Origin of the sequence: Pseudomonas sp. B19125 (assembly GCF_044218855.1) — a bacterium.
Lineage (GTDB): Bacteria > Pseudomonadota > Gammaproteobacteria > Pseudomonadales > Pseudomonadaceae > Aquipseudomonas > Aquipseudomonas edaphica.
The window spans coordinates 761,309-777,943 of the sequence record NZ_CP162589.1; the positions used below are offsets into that span (position 1 = coordinate 761,309).

Genomic DNA, 16,635 nt, shown 5'->3' on the forward strand with positions numbered 1-16,635 from the left:
AGGACCTCCACTTGCCAATTTCTTTATTTCGCAAAGCCATGCTGGTGGGTGCAGGTATCACGCTGGCTGTGAGCGTGCAGGCCGCACCGACGGTGCATATTTATAACTGGTCGGACTACATTGGCCCGGACACCCTGGCCAACTTTGAAAAGGCGACAGGCATCAAGCCCGTGTATGACGTGTTTGATTCCAACGAAACCCTGGAAGGCAAGTTGCTCGCCGGTCGTACCGGTTACGACGTGGTGGTGCCGTCCAACCATTTTCTCGGCAAGCAGATCAAGGCTGGCGCGTTCCAGAAGCTCGATAAGTCATTGCTGACAAACTATGCCAACCTCGACCCGGCGCTGCTGAAGCGCCTGGAAAAGAACGATCCAGGTAACCAGTATTCCGTGCCGTACCTGTGGGGTACCAACGGCATTGGCTACAACGTCGATAAAGTCAAAGAAGTGCTGGGCGTCGACCATATCGATTCCTGGGCCGTGCTGTTCGAGCCGGAGAACATGAAGAAGCTCGCCACCTGTGGCGTTTCGTTCATGGACTCGGCCGATGAAATGCTGCCGGCGGTGCTCAACTACATGGGCCTGAACCCCAACAGCACCAACCCTGAAGACTACAAGAAGGCCGAAGAGAAGCTGCTCAAAGTGCGGCCCTACGTGACCTATTTCCATTCTTCCAAATACATCTCGGACCTGGCCAACGGCAACATTTGCGTGGCAGCCGGTTTCTCCGGTGATGTGTTCCAGGCCAAGGCCCGTGCGGCCGAGGCTGGCAAAGGCGTGAACATCGCCTACACGATTCCCAAAGAAGGCGGCAATTTGTGGTTTGACGTGCTGGCGATTCCCAAGGACGCCACCAACGTCAAAGAGGCCCACGCCTTCATCAACTATTTACTGCAACCTGAGGTGATCGCTCAGGTCAGTGATCAAGTCGGTTACGCCAACCCTAACCCAGGCGCGGACAAACTGATGGAGCAATCGATACGCACTGACGCAGCGGTTTACCCACCGCAGGCGGTTCTCGACCGGACGTTCGTCAACTTCGAGCTACCCCCGAAAGTGCAACGTTTAATGACCCGTAGCTGGACCAAGGTCAAGACGGGCAAGTAAAGCTCAAACTATCCAAGGTTTTGCCCGTCTTGGGCGAACCTCAAATTTTGTTGGGAGTTTCGTAAATGGCAGTTGCCTCCGGCGCCTATAAGAAAGCCCTCGAGGGCGACCAGACACCGAAAAAGGTGTTGGTCAAAATCGACCGGGTCACGAAGAAGTTCGACGAGACGATTGCCGTGGACGATGTGTCCCTGGAAATCAAAAAAGGCGAGATCTTCGCCTTGCTCGGCGGCTCGGGTTCGGGCAAATCCACCCTGCTGCGCATGCTCGCAGGCTTCGAGCGCCCAACGGAAGGTCGCATCTACCTCGACGGTGTGGACATCACCGACATGCCGCCCTACGAGCGGCCGATCAACATGATGTTCCAGTCCTACGCCTTGTTCCCACACATGACCGTGGCGCAGAACATCGCCTTCGGCCTGCAACAGGACAAGATCCCCAAGGCTGAAGTCGACGCCCGCGTGGCCGAGATGCTCAAGCTGGTGCAGATGAGCCAGTACGCCAAGCGCAAGCCGCACCAACTGTCCGGTGGCCAGCGCCAGCGTGTGGCGTTGGCACGTTCCCTGGCCAAGCGCCCGAAACTGCTGCTGCTCGATGAGCCGATGGGCGCATTGGACAAAAAGCTGCGTTCGCAGATGCAGCTGGAACTGGTGGAAATCATCGAGCGCGTGGGCGTGACTTGCGTGATGGTGACCCACGACCAGGAAGAGGCCATGACCATGGCCGAGCGCATCGCGATCATGCACCTGGGTTGGATCGCGCAGATCGGCAGCCCGATCGACATCTACGAAACCCCAACCAGCCGCCTGGTGTGCGAGTTCATCGGCAACGTGAACATTTTCGACACCCAAGTGGTGGACGACGCCGAAGGCCACGCGGTGCTCAAGTGCCCGGACCTGGACCGCGACATCTACGTGGGCTACGGCATCGCCACCTCGGTGGAAGACAAGTCGGTGACCTACGCGATCCGCCCGGAAAAGCTGCTGGTCACCACCGAAATGCCGACCTGCGAGCACAACTGGTCCAGCGGCAAGGTGCACGACATCGCCTACCTGGGCGGCCATTCGGTGTTCTACGTGGAACTGCCAAGCGGCAAGCTGGTGCAGTCCTTTGTGGCCAACGCCGAACGCCGTGGCCAGCGCCCAACCTGGGGTGACCAGGTGTACGTGTGGTGGGAAGACGACAGCGGCGTGGTACTTCGCTCATGAACATGAAGAAGTTCAAACGCCAACTGCAACGAATAACACCCGGTGGCCGGCATGTGGTCATCGGGATCCCTTTCCTCTGGCTGTTCCTGTTTTTTGCGCTGCCGTTCTTCATCGTCCTGAAGATCAGCTTTGCCGAAGCCGACGTGGCGATCCCGCCTTACACCGAGATCTACACCTTCGTTGAGCAAAAGCTGCAATTGGTGCTCAACCTGGGCAACTACGCGATGCTCGGCGACGATGAGCTGTACATCGCCGCCTACCTCGGCTCGCTGAAGATGGCGTTTTTCAGCACGATCTTGTGCCTGTTGATCGGCTACCCGATGGCCTACGCCATTGCCAGCGCGCGCAAAGAGATGCAGACCGTGCTGGTGCTGCTGATCATGATGCCGACCTGGACCGCGATCCTGATCCGCGTGTATGCGTGGATGGGCATCCTCAGCAACAACGGGTTGCTCAACGGCTTCCTGATGTCCATCGGGCTGATCAACGAGCCGCTGCAGATCCTCAACACCAACATTGCGGTGTATATCGGCGTGGTCTATTCGTACCTGCCGTTCATGATCCTGCCGCTGTACGCCAACCTGGTTAAACACGACCAGAGCCTGCTGGAAGCCGCATCGGACCTGGGTTCGAGCACCTTCAACAGCTTCTGGAAAATCACCGTGCCGCTGTCCAAGAACGGCATCATCGCCGGTTGCATGCTGGTGTTTATCCCGGTGGTGGGCGAGTTCGTGATTCCTGAACTGCTCGGCGGCCCGGAAACCCTGATGATCGGTAAAGTGCTGTGGCAAGAATTCTTCAACAACCGTGACTGGCCGGTGGCGTCTGCCCTGGCGGTGGTGATGCTGGCGATCCTGATCGTGCCGATCATCCTGTTTAACCGCAGCCAAGCCAAAGAGATGGAGGGCAAGATATGAAGCGCTTCAGTTTCTCGAGTTTCATGCTGGTAGCGGGGTTGCTGTTTATCTACCTGCCGATGCTGATCCTGGTGATCTACTCGTTCAACGAATCCAAACTGGTGACGGTGTGGGGCGGTTGGTCGATCAAGTGGTACGTGGGCTTGCTGGACAACACCCAGTTGATGGGCTCGGTGGCACGCTCTCTGGAAATCGCCTGCTACACCGCCGTTGCGGCGGTGGCATTGGGTACGCTGGCGGCGTTCGTGCTGACCCGTATCAGCCACTTCAAGGGCCGCACGCTGTTCGGCGGCCTGGTGACTGCGCCATTGGTGATGCCCGAAGTGATCACCGGTCTGTCGCTGTTGCTGCTGTTCGTGGCGATGGCGCAGATGATCGGCTGGCCCCAGGAACGTGGCATCGTCACCATCTGGATCGCCCACACCACGTTCTGTGCGGCGTATGTGGCGGTCGTGGTGTCGGCGCGCTTGCGTGAGCTGGACCTGTCGATCGAAGAAGCGGCGATGGACTTGGGTGCACGGCCATGGAAGGTGTTCTTCCTGATCACCATCCCGATGATCGCGCCGTCCCTGGCAGCGGGCGGCATGATGTCGTTCGCGCTGTCGCTGGACGACTTGGTACTGGCCAGCTTCGTGTCGGGGCCGGGCTCGACTACGTTGCCGATGGAAGTGTTCTCGGCAGTACGTCTGGGGGTTAAACCCGAGATCAACGCCGTGGCCAGTTTGATTCTGCTGGCGGTGTCGCTGGTGACCTTCCTGGTGTGGTTCTTCAGCCGTCGGGCCGAAGAAATGCGCAAGAAGGCGATCCAACAAGCCATCGAAGAAGCGGCGGCGGACGGTTGGCAGCAACCGGACAAGCGCCGGGCGCCTGCGCCGGTCTAACTGGCGCAGCACGTAAACAATGTGGGAGCTGGCTTGCCTGCGATAGCGGTGTGTCAGTCGAAGGATGAGTCGACTGACATGGCCTTGTCGCAGGCAAGCCAGCTCCCACATTTGATTGCATTTCAAGTCAGCTATGCAGCCCATGGCGATTTGCGAATCACCTCGACAAAATTCATCGGCTTGAACCCCGGCTCCTGATCCACCAACACATCGGTCTTCACGTTGCCAAACGTGGTCTGCGGGCGATGACGCAAGCCGTCGGCAAACGCGCAGATGATGCATTCCTTGAACCCTGCGCCGCGTGGATGCGCATGCACCACGGCTTCGCGCTGCACGCTGGAAAAGGTGGCGTAGTCCATGCCCAGTACGTCCATCTCGACACCAGCGGTCACCAGCGCCACGGTCGGGCGCAAGTGCTGCGGTACACCCGGCGTGGTGTGCAGGGCGATCGACAACCAGACTTGTTCGATATCGTCATCGCTCAGCCCGTAAGGCTTGAGGAACGCGGCCGCTGCATTGGCGCCGTCCACTTCGAAACGCTCGTTGTCACTGCGATGGCCTTCGACCAGGCCCAGGTCATGGAACATCGCGCCGACGTAAAGCAGCTCCGGGTTGTAGGCCAGTTGCTTGCGCTCACCGCTCAACGCACCGAACAGAAACACCCGGCGCGAGTGGTGGTACAGCAGGTCGGACTCGACGTCGCGGATGTATTCGGTAGTGGCCTTGGCCAGGGCGCTGTCCGGGATCTGGATGCCGGCGATGGAGTTGCTCATGGTCGTTCTCCTCAACAAAGCGCCGGGGGCGGCGCCGATGAGTGAAGTCTGGTCGCGTGCCCGCGATGGGGCTATCGCTGCGAGGGTGCGATGTCGGCCAATGTGGCTCGATATCAAGCCACATGCGGTCAAATGTGGGAGCTGGCTTGCCTGCGATGCTGACGACTCGGTCTGTCAGTTAGACTGAGGGGAGGCCATCGCAGGCAAGCCAGCTCCCACAGGGGTTTATGTTCCTCCAGTAGAAGGTGTGTTGTTCATGGGCAAAACCGTCGCCATCCTGATCTTCCCCGGCGTCCAGTCACTGGACGTGACCGGCCCCATGGATGTGTTCTGCGAGGCCAACCGTTTCCTGCTGCCCGAAGACCATTATCAGCTTGAAGTGATCGGCCTGGGCCACGGTACGATGGCCGCCTCTAACGGCCTTTCATTGCAGGCCCATCGGCATTACCCCGAAGCCCTGCAAGCCTACGACTTGCTGCTGGTCGCTGGTGGCCCTCAGCTGCCCTTCGAGGATTTCGGCGCCCAGTTTGACGATTGGCTGCGCGGTGCCGCCGCCCGCGCACAGCGCTTTGGCTCGATCTGCAATGGCGCCTTCATGCTGGCGCGCGCCGGGTTGCTCGATGGCAAAACCGTCACCACGCACTGGAACGATGCCGCCGACCTGGCACGCCTGTGCCCCTCGGCCCAGGTGGATGCCGACCGTCTCTACGTGCAGGACGGTAATCTCTACACCTCGGCGGGCGTCACGGCTGGCATAGACCTGTCGCTGTACCTGCTGGCCCAGGATCACGGCCCGGAAGTTGCGCTGAGCGTGGCCAAGCGTCTGGTGGTGTTCACCCAGCGCTCGGGCGGGCAGTCGCAGTTCAGCCCGTTCCTCACGCCTCACGCCGAAAGCACTTCGGCGGTGGCGTTGGTGCAGCTTTACGTACTGGCGAACTTGACCGGGGATTTGACCATTGCCGATCTGGCCAAGGCGGCCAACATGAGTGCGCGTAATTTCTCTCGGGTGTTTGCTCGTGAGGCGCGCATAACGCCTGCCGAGTTTGTCGAGCGGGCGCGAGTGGACGCGGCGCGGGTGATGCTCGAAAGCAGCCCCGCACCGCTCAAGACTGTGGCCTATCAATGCGGTTTCCGTGACGCCCAGCACATGCGCAGTGTGTTCAACCGCCGGCTGGGCGTGACGCCGCAACAGTTCCGGCTTAACTTTGCGGCGCCGGTGTGAGCGTGTCGTAGGCTTCCAGCGCGCGCAGCGAATAGATGTACGCAGCACCGGCATTCAGCGAGATGGCGGTGGCCAGGGTGGCGGCAACTTCTTCTCGGGTCGCGCCGGCCTTGATCGCCGCGTCGGCATGCGCGGCGATACAGCCGTCGCAGCGCGTGGTGATGGCCACGGCGATGGAAATCAGCTCACGGGTCTTGGCGTCGAGTACTTGGTTTTCCTCGGCAGCCTCGCCCAGCGCCATGTAGGCTTTGACCATCTTCGGGTTGCTCTTGCCCAGCGCGCCAAAGGTTTTGTTTACGTTAGCAAGCAAGTTGGACCAGTTATTGAACATTGCGGTAACTCCTGAACGGGTTGGGTGTGAAGCCAGTCTGCGCGGTTCAGGTTTGGCGCTTTTGTTCGATCCACTCACCTTTTTGACCGATGCTCGCAAATGAACTCTATCGACACCCTGATTGCGTTGGCCAACCTGCGCGGCAGTCTGGATCTGCGCTGCCAGTTCCAGGGCGCGTGGGCCATGGACCACGGGCCTGAGCCGCTGGGCGTGGCGCCGTATCACATTGTGCTGGCGGGCACCTGCCACGCCGAGTTGTCGGGCGGCCAGCAGGTGACGCTGGAGGAGGGCGACATCCTGTTGATGCCCGGTGGCGCAACCCATTTGCTGCGCAGCCAGGGTGAGCGGATTCGGCCGGTGCAGCCCACCCTGATCGAAGGCGGTGTACTGCCGGTGTATCGCCTGGGTGGCGAACGGCCGGAAGTGGACATGCTCTGCGGCAACTTTCACTACAACCGCCAATCGTTGTTGCTTGGTGCGTTGCCGGAATTTTTGGTGGTATCGAGCCGTGAGTGGCAGGGCGATGGGCAGTTGGCCGCGTTGATTGCTTTACTGCGCAGCGAAGCGGACGGCCAGCAACTGGGCGCACGCTCGTTTATCGACGCGCTGTCGTCGGCCTTGTTCACTCTGATCCTGCGCACCTGGCTGACCCGCCAGGCGCCGGTGGCGGGCACCTTCGCTTTGCTCGCCGACAAGCGCCTGAGCAAAGCCTGGCAGGCGATGCTGGCCGAGCCCGGCCATGAGTGGACCATCGACAGCCTGGCGGCAGCCGCCACCATGTCGCGGGCCACCTTCATGCGGGCGTTTGTGAAAGTCGCGGGCGTGTCGCCGTGGGTGCTGCTGACGCAGCTGCGCATGGAGCTGGCATTCAACCTGCTGCGCCAGTCGCGCCTGAGCCTGCTGGATATCGCGGCGCAGGTGGGTTACCAGTCCCAGGCGGCGTTCAGCAAGAAGTTCAAGGAAACCTATGGCGAGGCGCCGGGGCGGATGCGGGCGAACACAGACTAACTGCGATAGCATCAACTCGGTCTGCCTGATGGACCGAGTTGATGCTATCGCAGGCAAGCCAGCTCCCACACAAGCCAGCTCCCACATTGATCGGGTTTACAGGCTGTTACCGGGCAGGCAACAGCTTCAGCGTGCCACGGGTATTCGCCGTCACCTCTTCCTCACTGAAATGCGCCTGCTCGTACCCACCCTCGATATAGGTTTCCGCCTGGTCGCCATAGTGCGAGTCAAACGGCACCCCGCTTTGCCCCACGGGGTTGATGGTCAATGCATGGGCCGGGTCGGCAAAGTCGATCAGGCGCCGGGTCGACGGGCCATAGGTCACGGGCCACGGCGCAGGGCCGATCATGGCCGATTGGTTATTCGGCACTTCGTGGGTGCCGGGCGCCGGGAATGGGCCGACGTTGAAAATCTTGTCCAGTGGCTTCTGCATGCCCAACGGATGCCCATGGGTCAGGGTATGGGCCTTGCCCCACTGCCATTGCGACGGGTCATCGCCAAAGGTGGCCTTGAGGTGCGCGAGGCTGTTGTCCCAGGCGAGTTTTACCGTGTCCGCGCGCTTGCCGTTCCACCATGGCGAGTCCGCCGAGGCGGCCAGGCGTGGCAGTGCGGCGTCGATCACCCGCGTGGTGATCAGGGTTTTGAACATCGCATCGCCCAGTTTCGGGTGGAAGGCCGCGTCGGTGAGGTTGAACAGAAACTGGTTGAACAGCGTGGCGCTGGTGGAGTCCAGCGGGTAGTCGCCTCTCCAGCTTGCAAGCTGCTCCACCAGTTTCAACTGCGCCGGGTCCTTGACCACTTCACGCAGCACCGGCAGCAGCGGCGCCAGCAGGCGTGGGCCGTAGGCGGTGGTGGTGCCCAATTGCAAGGCCTGGCTGTTGTTCACGTCCCACTTCACGCTTTTATCGCTCAACTGCGTGTTCAACTGCTGGCCGCGGTCGGCGAGGTTGTAGTAACCAGGGATTTCCATGCCGGTGGGTGAGGCCGGTTGGGCGTTGGCCGACACCACATAACCACGGGCCGGGTTTTCTTCCTGTGGGTTGGCGCTGAACGGGTAGAAGCCCAATTTGTCCGCCTGGGCGGTGCTGCCGTCGAGAATGAATGCCGGGTTAACGCCGGCCGGGCGGATCGGCAACTGCGCCGCCGCCCACCAACCGATATCGCCCTTGGCATTCGCCCACACGATATTCAGGCCCGGCGCGGACACCTTGGCAGCGGCGGCGCGCACTTTGGCCAGGGTGTCGGCGCGGTTGAGTTCGTAGAAGCCTTCGAGGATAGGGTTTTCGGTGTCGAGGAACGCCCACCACATGGCAATCGGCGTGCTGCCGGCATTCTCGCCCAGCACGTCATTGATGATCGGGCCGTGGGGCGACTGACGCAGGGTGAGCGTCACCGGCGCCTGGCCCTTGACCGCAATCTGCTGTTCGCTGCTGGTCATGTTGACCCATTGGCCGTGGTACCAGACCTGGTTGGGGTTGTCCGGGTTGACCTTTTCGGCGATCAGGTCGAGGTCATCGTTCTGGAACATGGTCAGGCTCCAGCCGAAATCCAGGTTGTGCCCCAAAAACGCCACCGGCACCAGTGCGTTGTGATAGCCGTACAGCTCAAAACCCGGCGCCGACAATTGCGCCTCGTACCACACCGACGGCACCGAGAAACGGATATGCGGGTCACCGGCCAGCAACGGTTTGCCGCTTTTGGTGCGGCTGCCGCTGATGGCCCAGGCGTTGCTGCCTTCGAACTGCGGCAAACCGTTGTCGGCCAGGGCCTTGTCGCTCAAGGCGGCGAGGGCGCCGAGGGATTTCCAGTCACTGGCGGCCAGGTTGAGGGCGCCCTTGGGTTGCCAGTCGAGGTCGAAGACTTTCAGGTAGTCGCTGCCGAGCTGGTCGCGCACGTAAGTCAGCAGCGGCTCGGTACGAAACGCGGCAGCAAAGCTGTAGGCCATATACCCGGCAACACTGATGGTGTCTTCGGCGGTAAACCGTCGTTTAGGAATGCCCAGCACGTCAAACTCCACGGGGCTGGCGTGGCTGTCCTGATATTGGTTGATGCCATCCAGGTAGGCTTGCAAGGCCTTCCAGGCTGCCGAGTCGTGGTCCATGTGTTCGACGTAACTCAAGGCGCGCTCGCGAATGCGCAGGCTGCGAAACAGCTTGTCGGTCTCCAGCACCTTCGGCCCCAGCACCTCGGCCAGCTCGCCACGGGCCAGGCGCCGCATGATTTCCATCTGGAACAGCCGGTCCTGGGCATGCACATAGCCCAGGGCGCGGTACAGGTCGGTCTCGTTCTCGGCGCGAATGTGCGGCACACCACGGTCGTCATAGCGCACCGTGACCGCGCCTTGCAGGTTGGCCAATGTCTCGGTGCCCTGGCGGGTCGGTTGCTTGCTGTACACATACCAGCCGGCGCCGGCCAAGAGGGCGGCAATCAGGATAGCGAGCACGGTCAGGCTGCGTTTCATGGACGGTCCTTGAGTCAGTCACCTTGAAGGTCAACGGAGTCTAATCGGTTTGGCGAGAACTGCGGGAATTGCTGATACGCCGCAGCGACAGCCGAGGTTCAAGTGCCGAATGTGTCGACTACGCTACTATTGCGCCGGTCATCTTTGAGCTTTTTTCCATGACTTGCGCCACGCAACCTACCCCAGACTCCAGCCGCCCCGAGGTTGCCTACGCGTGCTGCCTGGAAGCGCCCTCGTTGATCGGCCGGTTTTTGCAGCACCCGCCACAGGGCTTTGACGCCCGGCTGTCCGCCCAGGGCCTGCCGTACTTCTTCACGCCATTTGACCTGCTGACGACGGCTGAAGACGAGTTCGTGAACCGTGTGCGCGGTTGGCCCGGGTTTGGTCTTTGGAATGCGTGGCTGCGCATCGACAGCTGCTTTGTCGGCACCACGGTCAGCGAATATTCGCCATTGCCCCGCAACGTGCCACCCCAGGACCTCGCGCAGTGGCTGCAAGAAGAGTGCGCGCCGCAGCGCAAACTCACAGTCGTCAAAGATCTGCCCTGTGACTCGCCGCTGCTCAGCGATGCAGACAACCGCTACGCCCAAGCCTTGATCGAGGACTGTACCCGGCGCGGCTTTATCTGCCTCGAAGGCCAGGCGCTGGCCTATGTGCCGATCAACTTCAGCACCATCGACGAGTACCTGGCGCGTTTGTCCCACAGCCGTCGACGCAATATCCGACGCAAACTGCGCAGCCGCGAGGCGTTGCGGGTGGAAGTCCTGGACACTGGCGATGCGCGCTTCAACGATGAGGCGTGGCTTGCGCAGTTGTACGGCCTGTACAAGGCGGTGTACGACCAGAGCGAGATTCACTTTGACCTGCTGACCCCGGCGTTTTTCCGCAGCTTGTTGCAGGACGCTGCCAGCAACGGGCGGGTGTTCTGCTACTGGCACTGCGACGAACTGATCGGCTACAACCTGTGCTACGTAGAGGGCGACAAGCTGCTCGACAAGTACATCGGGCTCAACTACCCACAAGCGTTGGAATTCAACCTGTACTTCGTCAGCTGGTTTGTGAACCTGGAATACGCCGTGGCCAATGGGCTGAAATTTTATGTGGCGGGTTGGACCGACCCGCAGGTCAAGGCCAGCCTCGGCGCCGACTTTACCTTCACCCGTCATCTGGTCTGGATCCGCAACCCGCTGCTGCGCAAGCTCGGCAACCGTTTCCGCCATCACTTTGAAAGCGATGCGCAGTGGCAGCAGGAGAAATCCGAATGAGCCAGGACCGCGCGCCGCTGATCCTCGATTTCGACAGTGCCGTGAGTGATATTCCCGGCGCGATCACCTTGCCCATGCAGGCCTGGCAGGAAAAAATCCGCTTCGGTTGCCGCTGGGCGCAGTTCAAGGAGCTGGAAACCGCCCTGCACGCGCAGATGCCCAGCGATTACGGCTGTGTGTTCACCGGCAGCGGCGATTATCACCACCTCAGCCAGCTGCTGTTGAACCGCCTGCCGACGCAGCAGAAATTCCAACTGATCATTTGCGACAACCACCCTGACAACATGCGCTACCCGTTCGGCATCCATTGTGGCTCATGGGTTTACTGGGCCAGCCGTTTGCCGCAGGTCGAGCATGTGCATGTGTTGGGCATCGGTTCCCAGGATATCGGCCTGGGCCATGCCTGGGAGAATCACTGGTCGCCGCTGCTCAAGCGCAAGCTGACTTACTGGAACGTCAACGTCGACACGCGCTGGATGAACTGGATCGGCGCCGGGCGCAGCAACCGTGCGTTCGGCAACGCCGATGAGCTGATGCGTGCATTTCTCGCGCAGTTTGACCCGTCACTGCCGGTTTACCTGTCCATCGACAAAGACGTGCTGAGCCCCGAAGTGGTCAACACCAATTGGGACCAGGGCGAGTTTCTGGAGCAGCATTTGAACGATCTGATCGACGCTTGCCAGGGCCGGATCATCGGAGCGGACATCACCGGCGATGTGTCGGCTTACCACTATGAGAGCAAGTTCAAACGCTGGTTGAGTGCCTCCGATGGCCAGGAAGAACTGCCGCCGGCGCAGGTGCAGATCTGGCAAGCACAGCAGAACGAGCTGAATGGCCGGTTGGTGGCGCGTATCAATCAGGGGTGGCGACAATAGCTTTTAGCTGGGCGAATACGCTTTCGAAGTGTTCGTCCGTCAGCCAATGGCTGTTGCTGATCGACAGTGTGCGGCTGGCAAACGCCTGGGCCTGGCTAATGTCGCCGCCCGGTTGCAGCAAAGGGGCGACGGCGGGGTAGTCCGGCAAGGTGTGGATAAACAGGCGGGTCACGCCGAGCCCGGATGTCCACAGTTGCGCCATGGCGGCATCACGCGCCTGTGCAGACGGCATCAGCACCATCAAAAACGGCCAGGTGCCTTGCTGCCCCAGTCGGTCCATGATCACCGCGACGCCGGGTAAGTCATTCAAGCGCGCCGCCCGGCGTAAGGCGCGGGTACGGCCTTGTTGCAAGTAGTCAGGCAAGCGCGCCAGTGCGGCGGCACCGACCTTTTGCCGATAACCGCCGAGGCGGTGCAGCGGGATATCGTTGACCGAAAAATCATCACCCACGGCGGCCACTTCATCACCCTGTGCCAGCGCCGTGCGCAACGCCTTGCCATACACGTAGGGCAAGCCGCGCGGTTGGTAAAGCAGCGCGTAACCCCAGAGTTCGGCACTGCGTTGCAGCTCCCAGCGCAGGCTCAAGGGCAGGTCTTGCGCGCACTGGCGGTGCAATGCCTGATGCAGCACCGGGTCGCGGCTGAACAGCACGCCGCCTTCGGCCGTGGTCAGGCCTTTGCCCAGCGCCAGGCTGAAAAACCCCACATCGCCTTTGAGCCCGACGCTGCGGCCATCGTCGAGGGCGCCCAGGGCTTGGGCGGCGTCTTCGATCACCACGGCGCCGACTGACTCGGCAATACGCTTGGCGGCGTCCACATCCGCCACGCGCCCGGCCAGGTGGGTGACCACCACGGCCAGGGTGCTGTCGTCGCACAGTTGCTTGAGGTGTTGCTCGTCGAGGTCAATGCTGCCGGGCTGCAAATCACAGGGCACCACCCGTAACGGCGGGCAGTAATGCGCGGCCAATGCCACCAGCGGGCAGGTGTACGCTGGCACAATCAGCCGGGTGCGGCCGGGCATGCGCTGCTGCAAAACGCGCAAGGCGATGATCAGCGCGGCGGTGCCGGAGCAGGGCAGTGCAGGCAGTGGAATCGAAAACTGGCGGGCCAGCGACTGGGCGAGGTCGCCCGATAAACTGAGCAAATCCCGCCCGCGCAAGGGCAGGCCGGCTGTGGGCGGGATTTCTTTGTTCATGACACCAGAGGCTGCGAAGGTTCGGCCTCGACGGTTTTGCTCTCTTTGTCTTCACTGCGCGCCAGGCACAGGATGCCCGCGATGATCAGTGCGCCGCCGATGATTTTCGGCCAGGTCAGGGTGTCATCGAACAGCCAGACCGAGATCAGCGTCACGCTGATCAACTCCAGGTGCGAGGCCGCAAACGCCGGGCCTACCGGCGCGTATTTGAGCAAGGTCATCCAGGTAAAAAACGCGCCGATATAGCCGACAAAGGCGCCGTAGATCCACGGTGCGCCAAACACCCGGGCCAGCCACGCGACGTCCATGGTCAACGGTTCGGCATGCACCGAGGCAAATTTGAAACTGACCTGCGCCAAGGTGTCGAAAATGATCAGCGCGAGAAAACCCAGGATATAAAAACGTTTCATCATTCAAACCCTACGACGGTCACGCCACAGGCGATCAGCATGATGCCGATCAACCGCCATTTGCTCAGGCTTTCCTTAAACAGGAAACGCCCGGCAATCATGATCACCACGATGTTGATCGAACCCAGCATCACGCCGACCGACAACGGCACCAGCGTCAGGAACGCCAGCCACAACACGAATTCGAAGACATAGCAGATCACCCCCAGCCAGATCCACGGGCGCTTGAGCATGTGTTTCCAGTGGGCGAGGCCGTCATGCTCGGCGCTGGCCGAGGCGGCGGCTTTGAACGCCAGTTGGCCGGACGTATCGACGATAACGTTGAGCATCCAGAGGATGATGGTTAACTGGCTCATGGAGTCTCGCGTCTGCTTGCAATGTCGCTGGACGCTTACAATACAGGAGCCTGCCGGCGGGGTGACTGGAGTTTGCCGGTCGAACAGCCGGCGTTCAGTTTGACGCCTTGCTCCACTGGCAATAGCAGCCCACCGCCAGGGTGTGGGTGGCATCGACTTCGCGCCCGGCCTCCAGGGCTTTGAGGATAGGCTCGATAAAGCTGTTGCTCGAATTGCACGTCAGCCCTTCGCTGTACGGCCCGAAGTACGCGAGTTTGCCGCTGCGATCCCAAATGCCTACGGCCGGAGTCGCCGGCACTTGGTCGGCGCCGAACAGGGCATTGAGCGGTTTCATTTTGCGCAAATTGTCGGGCAGTTGGCCGTGGCTGCCGGCCTTTTGCAGGGCATAGAACTCGACGCCCTGGGGCGCGTATTGCTCGATCAGTTCGCCCAGGTGCTGCTGGTTGCCGACGTTGCAGGGGCAGGCCGGGTCCCAGAAGTGCACCAGGCGAATCGGGCCTGGGCCTGCCAGTTCGGCGGGCAGGCGCAGGGCATCACCGGAAAACACCGCGGTGTGTTCGCTGAATGCGCGCAAATAGCGGCCCTGGAACCAGTCATAAGCCGCCCACAGCACGCCGGCGCAGATGACCAACAGCAGGCCGGCAAACAAGGCGGAGCGGTAGGGTTGTCGCATTCGGAACTATCCTCGAAGGTCGCGTAGCTTGCCATGCTTGCCCTGACAGATGAATATCGCAGCTCGATATTCATCTTCACCGTCAGTCTGGAAGCCTTTATGCCTGTGAGTTTTGACCCCGATCATCTGCGCGAGAGCTTGCGGCCACTGGTGGATGCGCAACCGCTCAGCGCCGAGGCGCGGGTCTACCAGCGTTTCTATGGGCTGGACCTGGCGGCGCGCAAAGTACCCGTCGTGAGCCGTTTGGGCCGTTTTGAAGTGGATGGCTTCCAGGTGGTAGCGCAGGTGTGGTGGCCGTCTGCGCCGGTGGCGACAATGTTCATGTACCACGGCTTCTACGACCATATGGGCCTGTACCGGCATGTGGTGGACTGGGCGCTGGATCAAGGTTTTGTGGTGATCGCCTGCGACTTGCCGGGCCACGGTCTTTCCAGTGGCGAGCGCGCCAGTATTGACGATTTTGCGGTGTACCAGGACGTGGTGCAGGCGCTGTTTGCGCAGGCCCACAGCTTGCAACTGCCGCAACCGTGGCACCTGTTCGGGCAAAGCACCGGCGGCGCGGTGGTGGTGGACCATTTGCTCAACCACGGCGCCGACAGCCCGGCCCAGGGCAAGACCTTCCTGCTCTCGCCCCTGGTACGGCCGCGTGCATGGGGTTGGTCGCAGGTCAGCTATTACCTGCTGCGCCCGTTCGTCAAAGGCATTGCGCGGCGGTTCAGCGAGAACACCCACGATCCCAAGTTCAAACCCTTCCTGGAAGCTGACCCGCTACAGCCGCGCCAACTGCCGACCGCGTGGGTGGGCGCGCTGGCGCGTTGGATCAAACGCATCGAAGCTGCGCCGCAAAGCCCACGGCGGCCGGTGATCGTGCAGGGAGAGGAAGATATGACGGTGGACTGGCAGCACAACTTGCAGGTGCTGCGGGGCAAGTTCGATCAGCCGCTGGTGTTGATGTTGCCGCGTGGTCGGCATCACTTGGCCAATGAGATCCCCGAGATTCGCGAAGAGTACTTCAAATTCCTGACGGATCATCTGAAGTAACACCGTTCAAATGTGGGAGCTGGCTTGTCGGGTCGCCGCATCGCTGCGATGCAGACACCTAGCTGTATCAGGCACACCGGGTTGATGCCATCGCAGGCAAGCCAGCTCCCACACAAGCCTGTTTCCACATTACTTATTGCGCCAGGCTGGAAGTGCTTTGACCTACTGCAAGTCCGGCGCGAATCGCGGCCAGCGCCGCCTTGTAATACGCCCGACCGTCCGGCGACTCCGCAAACGTGGCGAATTCTTCCAGTTCCGGGTCGGACAAATCTCGATAGACGTACAACAGCGTGTTGTTCAAGTCATTGCCGATCTGCTGCATCAGCCGCTCACGTTGGCCGTTCAACATGCCTTGCGCCTGACCGCCGCCCAACAGGCCGGGAATCATCTGGCTCAAACTGTCGGCTGCTACGCCGGCAATCGCCAGGCTGACTTCTGCGCCGGCTTCACGGGCCGGCAGCGCCTGGGCCAGGTGGCCGATGATCAGGCTGCGGGTGGCGTCGGCTTCGATGTGCGGCAGGCCCTTGGCATTTTTTGCCAACTGGTCGCGGCGCGTGGCCAGCAATTCAGCTGCAACGATTTTGCGACCCAACGGCGACTGGAAAAACGCCAGGGCAGGTTTCGGGTCCGCCAGATTTTTGCGCAATTGCGCCTCGGCCCGCTGGTCCACGGCCTGGGCAGCGAAGCGTTTATTGCTGTTATCCACCAGCGCCTGGTACACCGCCGGCGGCAGGCTATTGCGATAGCGTTGCTGTGCGGCACTCAGGGCGTCATTAAAATGCGCACGTTGTTCGGCCCAGCCGGCGACCTTGTACAACTGGTCATGGCCGTCTGCCCAGGCGGGCAAAACGCAGAACATCAGCAAGGAAAAAAACAAACGACGCATAGGGACTCCTGTCAGTCGGCCACTATT

The 16,635-nt window shown here is 61.2% G+C and carries 17 protein-coding genes; 9 read left to right on the forward strand and 8 right to left on the reverse strand.

Features of this window, described 5'->3' with window-relative positions; translation table 11 throughout:
* The first annotated feature begins 11 nt into the window (after positions 1 to 11).
* From AB4P96_RS03350 to AB4P96_RS03365, 4 genes are all read left to right on the forward strand, one after another.
* Complete coding sequence (locus tag AB4P96_RS03350; protein WP_017139531.1) at positions 12 to 1,106, forward strand: polyamine ABC transporter substrate-binding protein; 1,095 nt, start codon at positions 12 to 14, stop codon at positions 1,104 to 1,106.
* Positions 1,107 to 1,171: 65 nt separating this feature from the next.
* The gene (locus AB4P96_RS03355) at positions 1,172 to 2,314 is read left to right on the forward strand and encodes an ABC transporter ATP-binding protein (RefSeq protein ID WP_003195240.1); all 1,143 of its coding nucleotides are present in this window, start codon (positions 1,172 to 1,174) and stop codon (positions 2,312 to 2,314) included.
* The gene (locus AB4P96_RS03360; protein WP_017139530.1) at positions 2,311 to 3,231 is read left to right on the forward strand and encodes an ABC transporter permease subunit; all 921 of its coding nucleotides are present in this window, start codon (positions 2,311 to 2,313) and stop codon (positions 3,229 to 3,231) included. Before AB4P96_RS03355 ends, AB4P96_RS03360 begins: the two co-directional genes overlap by 4 nt.
* Positions 3,228 to 4,112, forward strand: coding sequence for an ABC transporter permease subunit (locus AB4P96_RS03365; RefSeq protein WP_056860728.1), 885 nt, complete (start codon positions 3,228 to 3,230; stop codon positions 4,110 to 4,112). The genes AB4P96_RS03360 and AB4P96_RS03365 overlap by 4 nt, the downstream gene beginning before the upstream one ends.
* 131 nt (positions 4,113 to 4,243) lie before the next feature.
* Here the strand turns inward: AB4P96_RS03365 and AB4P96_RS03370 are convergent, their stop codons facing one another.
* Entirely contained in the window at positions 4,244 to 4,885 is a 642-nt protein-coding gene (locus tag AB4P96_RS03370) for an HD domain-containing protein (RefSeq protein WP_017139529.1), read from the reverse strand.
* 256 nt (positions 4,886 to 5,141) lie between these two features.
* Here AB4P96_RS03370 and AB4P96_RS03375 point away from each other — a divergent pair, with 256 nt between their 5' ends.
* Positions 5,142 to 6,107 (forward strand): GlxA family transcriptional regulator, encoded by a 966-nt coding sequence (locus AB4P96_RS03375; RefSeq protein WP_017139527.1) that lies wholly within the window; start codon positions 5,142 to 5,144, stop codon positions 6,105 to 6,107.
* Here the strand turns inward: AB4P96_RS03375 and AB4P96_RS03380 are convergent.
* A complete protein-coding gene (locus AB4P96_RS03380) occupies positions 6,085 to 6,438 on the reverse strand; it encodes a carboxymuconolactone decarboxylase family protein (RefSeq protein ID WP_017139526.1) in 354 nt (117 codons plus the stop codon). The genes AB4P96_RS03375 and AB4P96_RS03380 overlap by 23 nt on opposite strands.
* A gap of 99 nt (positions 6,439 to 6,537) precedes the next feature.
* Between AB4P96_RS03380 and AB4P96_RS03385 the strand changes: the two genes are divergently transcribed.
* Complete coding sequence (locus AB4P96_RS03385) at positions 6,538 to 7,446, forward strand: AraC family transcriptional regulator (protein ID WP_236446752.1); 909 nt, start codon at positions 6,538 to 6,540, stop codon at positions 7,444 to 7,446.
* Positions 7,447 to 7,552: 106 nt separating this feature from the next.
* Here AB4P96_RS03385 and AB4P96_RS03390 read toward each other — a convergent pair whose 3' ends face one another.
* Positions 7,553 to 9,907, reverse strand: a complete 2,355-nt coding sequence (locus AB4P96_RS03390) for a penicillin acylase family protein (protein ID WP_395600502.1) — start codon at positions 9,905 to 9,907, stop codon at positions 7,553 to 7,555.
* A 158-nt stretch (positions 9,908 to 10,065) separates the two neighbouring features.
* On the opposite strand from AB4P96_RS03390, the gene AB4P96_RS03395 reads away from it, so the two are divergent.
* Positions 10,066 to 11,172: a GNAT family N-acetyltransferase gene (locus AB4P96_RS03395; protein ID WP_395600503.1), complete on the forward strand. Its 1,107-nt coding sequence runs from the start codon at positions 10,066 to 10,068 to the stop codon at positions 11,170 to 11,172.
* Positions 11,169 to 12,047: a hypothetical protein gene (locus AB4P96_RS03400; RefSeq protein ID WP_177033804.1), complete on the forward strand. Its 879-nt coding sequence runs from the start codon at positions 11,169 to 11,171 to the stop codon at positions 12,045 to 12,047. The genes AB4P96_RS03395 and AB4P96_RS03400 overlap by 4 nt, the downstream gene beginning before the upstream one ends.
* Here AB4P96_RS03400 and AB4P96_RS03405 read toward each other — a convergent pair.
* From AB4P96_RS03405 to AB4P96_RS03420, 4 genes are all read right to left on the reverse strand, one after another.
* Entirely contained in the window at positions 12,025 to 13,242 is a 1,218-nt protein-coding gene (locus tag AB4P96_RS03405; protein ID WP_395600504.1) for a DegT/DnrJ/EryC1/StrS family aminotransferase, read from the reverse strand. The genes AB4P96_RS03400 and AB4P96_RS03405 overlap by 23 nt on opposite strands.
* On the reverse strand, positions 13,239 to 13,652 hold the full coding sequence (locus AB4P96_RS03410) for a multidrug efflux SMR transporter (protein ID WP_017139520.1): 414 nt from the start codon (positions 13,650 to 13,652) through the stop codon (positions 13,239 to 13,241). Before AB4P96_RS03410 ends, AB4P96_RS03405 begins: the two co-directional genes overlap by 4 nt.
* Entirely contained in the window at positions 13,652 to 14,008 is a 357-nt protein-coding gene (locus AB4P96_RS03415; protein ID WP_026013873.1) for an EamA family transporter, read from the reverse strand. The genes AB4P96_RS03410 and AB4P96_RS03415 overlap by 1 nt, the downstream gene beginning before the upstream one ends.
* Before the next feature lie 94 nt (positions 14,009 to 14,102).
* Positions 14,103 to 14,681, reverse strand: a complete 579-nt coding sequence (locus AB4P96_RS03420; protein WP_138449640.1) for a DUF6436 domain-containing protein — start codon at positions 14,679 to 14,681, stop codon at positions 14,103 to 14,105.
* Between the two features lie 99 nt (positions 14,682 to 14,780).
* Here AB4P96_RS03420 and AB4P96_RS03425 point away from each other — a divergent pair, with 99 nt between their 5' ends.
* Entirely contained in the window at positions 14,781 to 15,722 is a 942-nt protein-coding gene (locus tag AB4P96_RS03425) for an alpha/beta hydrolase (RefSeq protein ID WP_138449652.1), read from the forward strand.
* 133 nt (positions 15,723 to 15,855) lie between these two features.
* Here AB4P96_RS03425 and AB4P96_RS03430 read toward each other — a convergent pair whose 3' ends face one another.
* A complete protein-coding gene (locus tag AB4P96_RS03430) occupies positions 15,856 to 16,608 on the reverse strand; it encodes a DUF2059 domain-containing protein (protein WP_017139516.1) in 753 nt (250 codons plus the stop codon).
* Positions 16,609 to 16,635: the final 27 nt, after the last annotated feature.

What these genes read in the sequence shown, in the direction of transcription:
- AB4P96_RS03355 (WP_003195240.1), top strand. Translation starts at nt 1,172, where the DNA reads ATGGCAGTTGCCTCCGGCGCCTATAAGAAAGCCCTCGAGGGCGACCAG.
- AB4P96_RS03360 (WP_017139530.1), top strand. Translation starts at nt 2,311, where the DNA reads ATGAACATGAAGAAGTTCAAACGCCAACTGCAACGAATAACACCCGGT.
- AB4P96_RS03365 (WP_056860728.1), top strand. Translation starts at nt 3,228, where the DNA reads ATGAAGCGCTTCAGTTTCTCGAGTTTCATGCTGGTAGCGGGGTTGCTG.
- AB4P96_RS03370 (WP_017139529.1), bottom strand. Translation starts at nt 4,885, where the DNA reads ATGAGCAACTCCATCGCCGGCATCCAGATCCCGGACAGCGCCCTGGCC.
- AB4P96_RS03375 (WP_017139527.1), top strand. Translation starts at nt 5,142, where the DNA reads ATGGGCAAAACCGTCGCCATCCTGATCTTCCCCGGCGTCCAGTCACTG.
- AB4P96_RS03380 (WP_017139526.1), bottom strand. Translation starts at nt 6,438, where the DNA reads ATGTTCAATAACTGGTCCAACTTGCTTGCTAACGTAAACAAAACCTTT.
- AB4P96_RS03385 (WP_236446752.1), top strand. Translation starts at nt 6,538, where the DNA reads ATGAACTCTATCGACACCCTGATTGCGTTGGCCAACCTGCGCGGCAGT.
- AB4P96_RS03390 (WP_395600502.1), bottom strand. Translation starts at nt 9,907, where the DNA reads ATGAAACGCAGCCTGACCGTGCTCGCTATCCTGATTGCCGCCCTCTTG.
- AB4P96_RS03395 (WP_395600503.1), top strand. Translation starts at nt 10,066, where the DNA reads ATGACTTGCGCCACGCAACCTACCCCAGACTCCAGCCGCCCCGAGGTT.
- AB4P96_RS03400 (WP_177033804.1), top strand. Translation starts at nt 11,169, where the DNA reads ATGAGCCAGGACCGCGCGCCGCTGATCCTCGATTTCGACAGTGCCGTG.
- AB4P96_RS03405 (WP_395600504.1), bottom strand. Translation starts at nt 13,242, where the DNA reads ATGAACAAAGAAATCCCGCCCACAGCCGGCCTGCCCTTGCGCGGGCGG.
- AB4P96_RS03410 (WP_017139520.1), bottom strand. Translation starts at nt 13,652, where the DNA reads ATGAAACGTTTTTATATCCTGGGTTTTCTCGCGCTGATCATTTTCGAC.
- AB4P96_RS03415 (WP_026013873.1), bottom strand. Translation starts at nt 14,008, where the DNA reads ATGAGCCAGTTAACCATCATCCTCTGGATGCTCAACGTTATCGTCGAT.
- AB4P96_RS03420 (WP_138449640.1), bottom strand. Translation starts at nt 14,681, where the DNA reads ATGCGACAACCCTACCGCTCCGCCTTGTTTGCCGGCCTGCTGTTGGTC.
- AB4P96_RS03425 (WP_138449652.1), top strand. Translation starts at nt 14,781, where the DNA reads ATGCCTGTGAGTTTTGACCCCGATCATCTGCGCGAGAGCTTGCGGCCA.
- AB4P96_RS03430 (WP_017139516.1), bottom strand. Translation starts at nt 16,608, where the DNA reads ATGCGTCGTTTGTTTTTTTCCTTGCTGATGTTCTGCGTTTTGCCCGCC.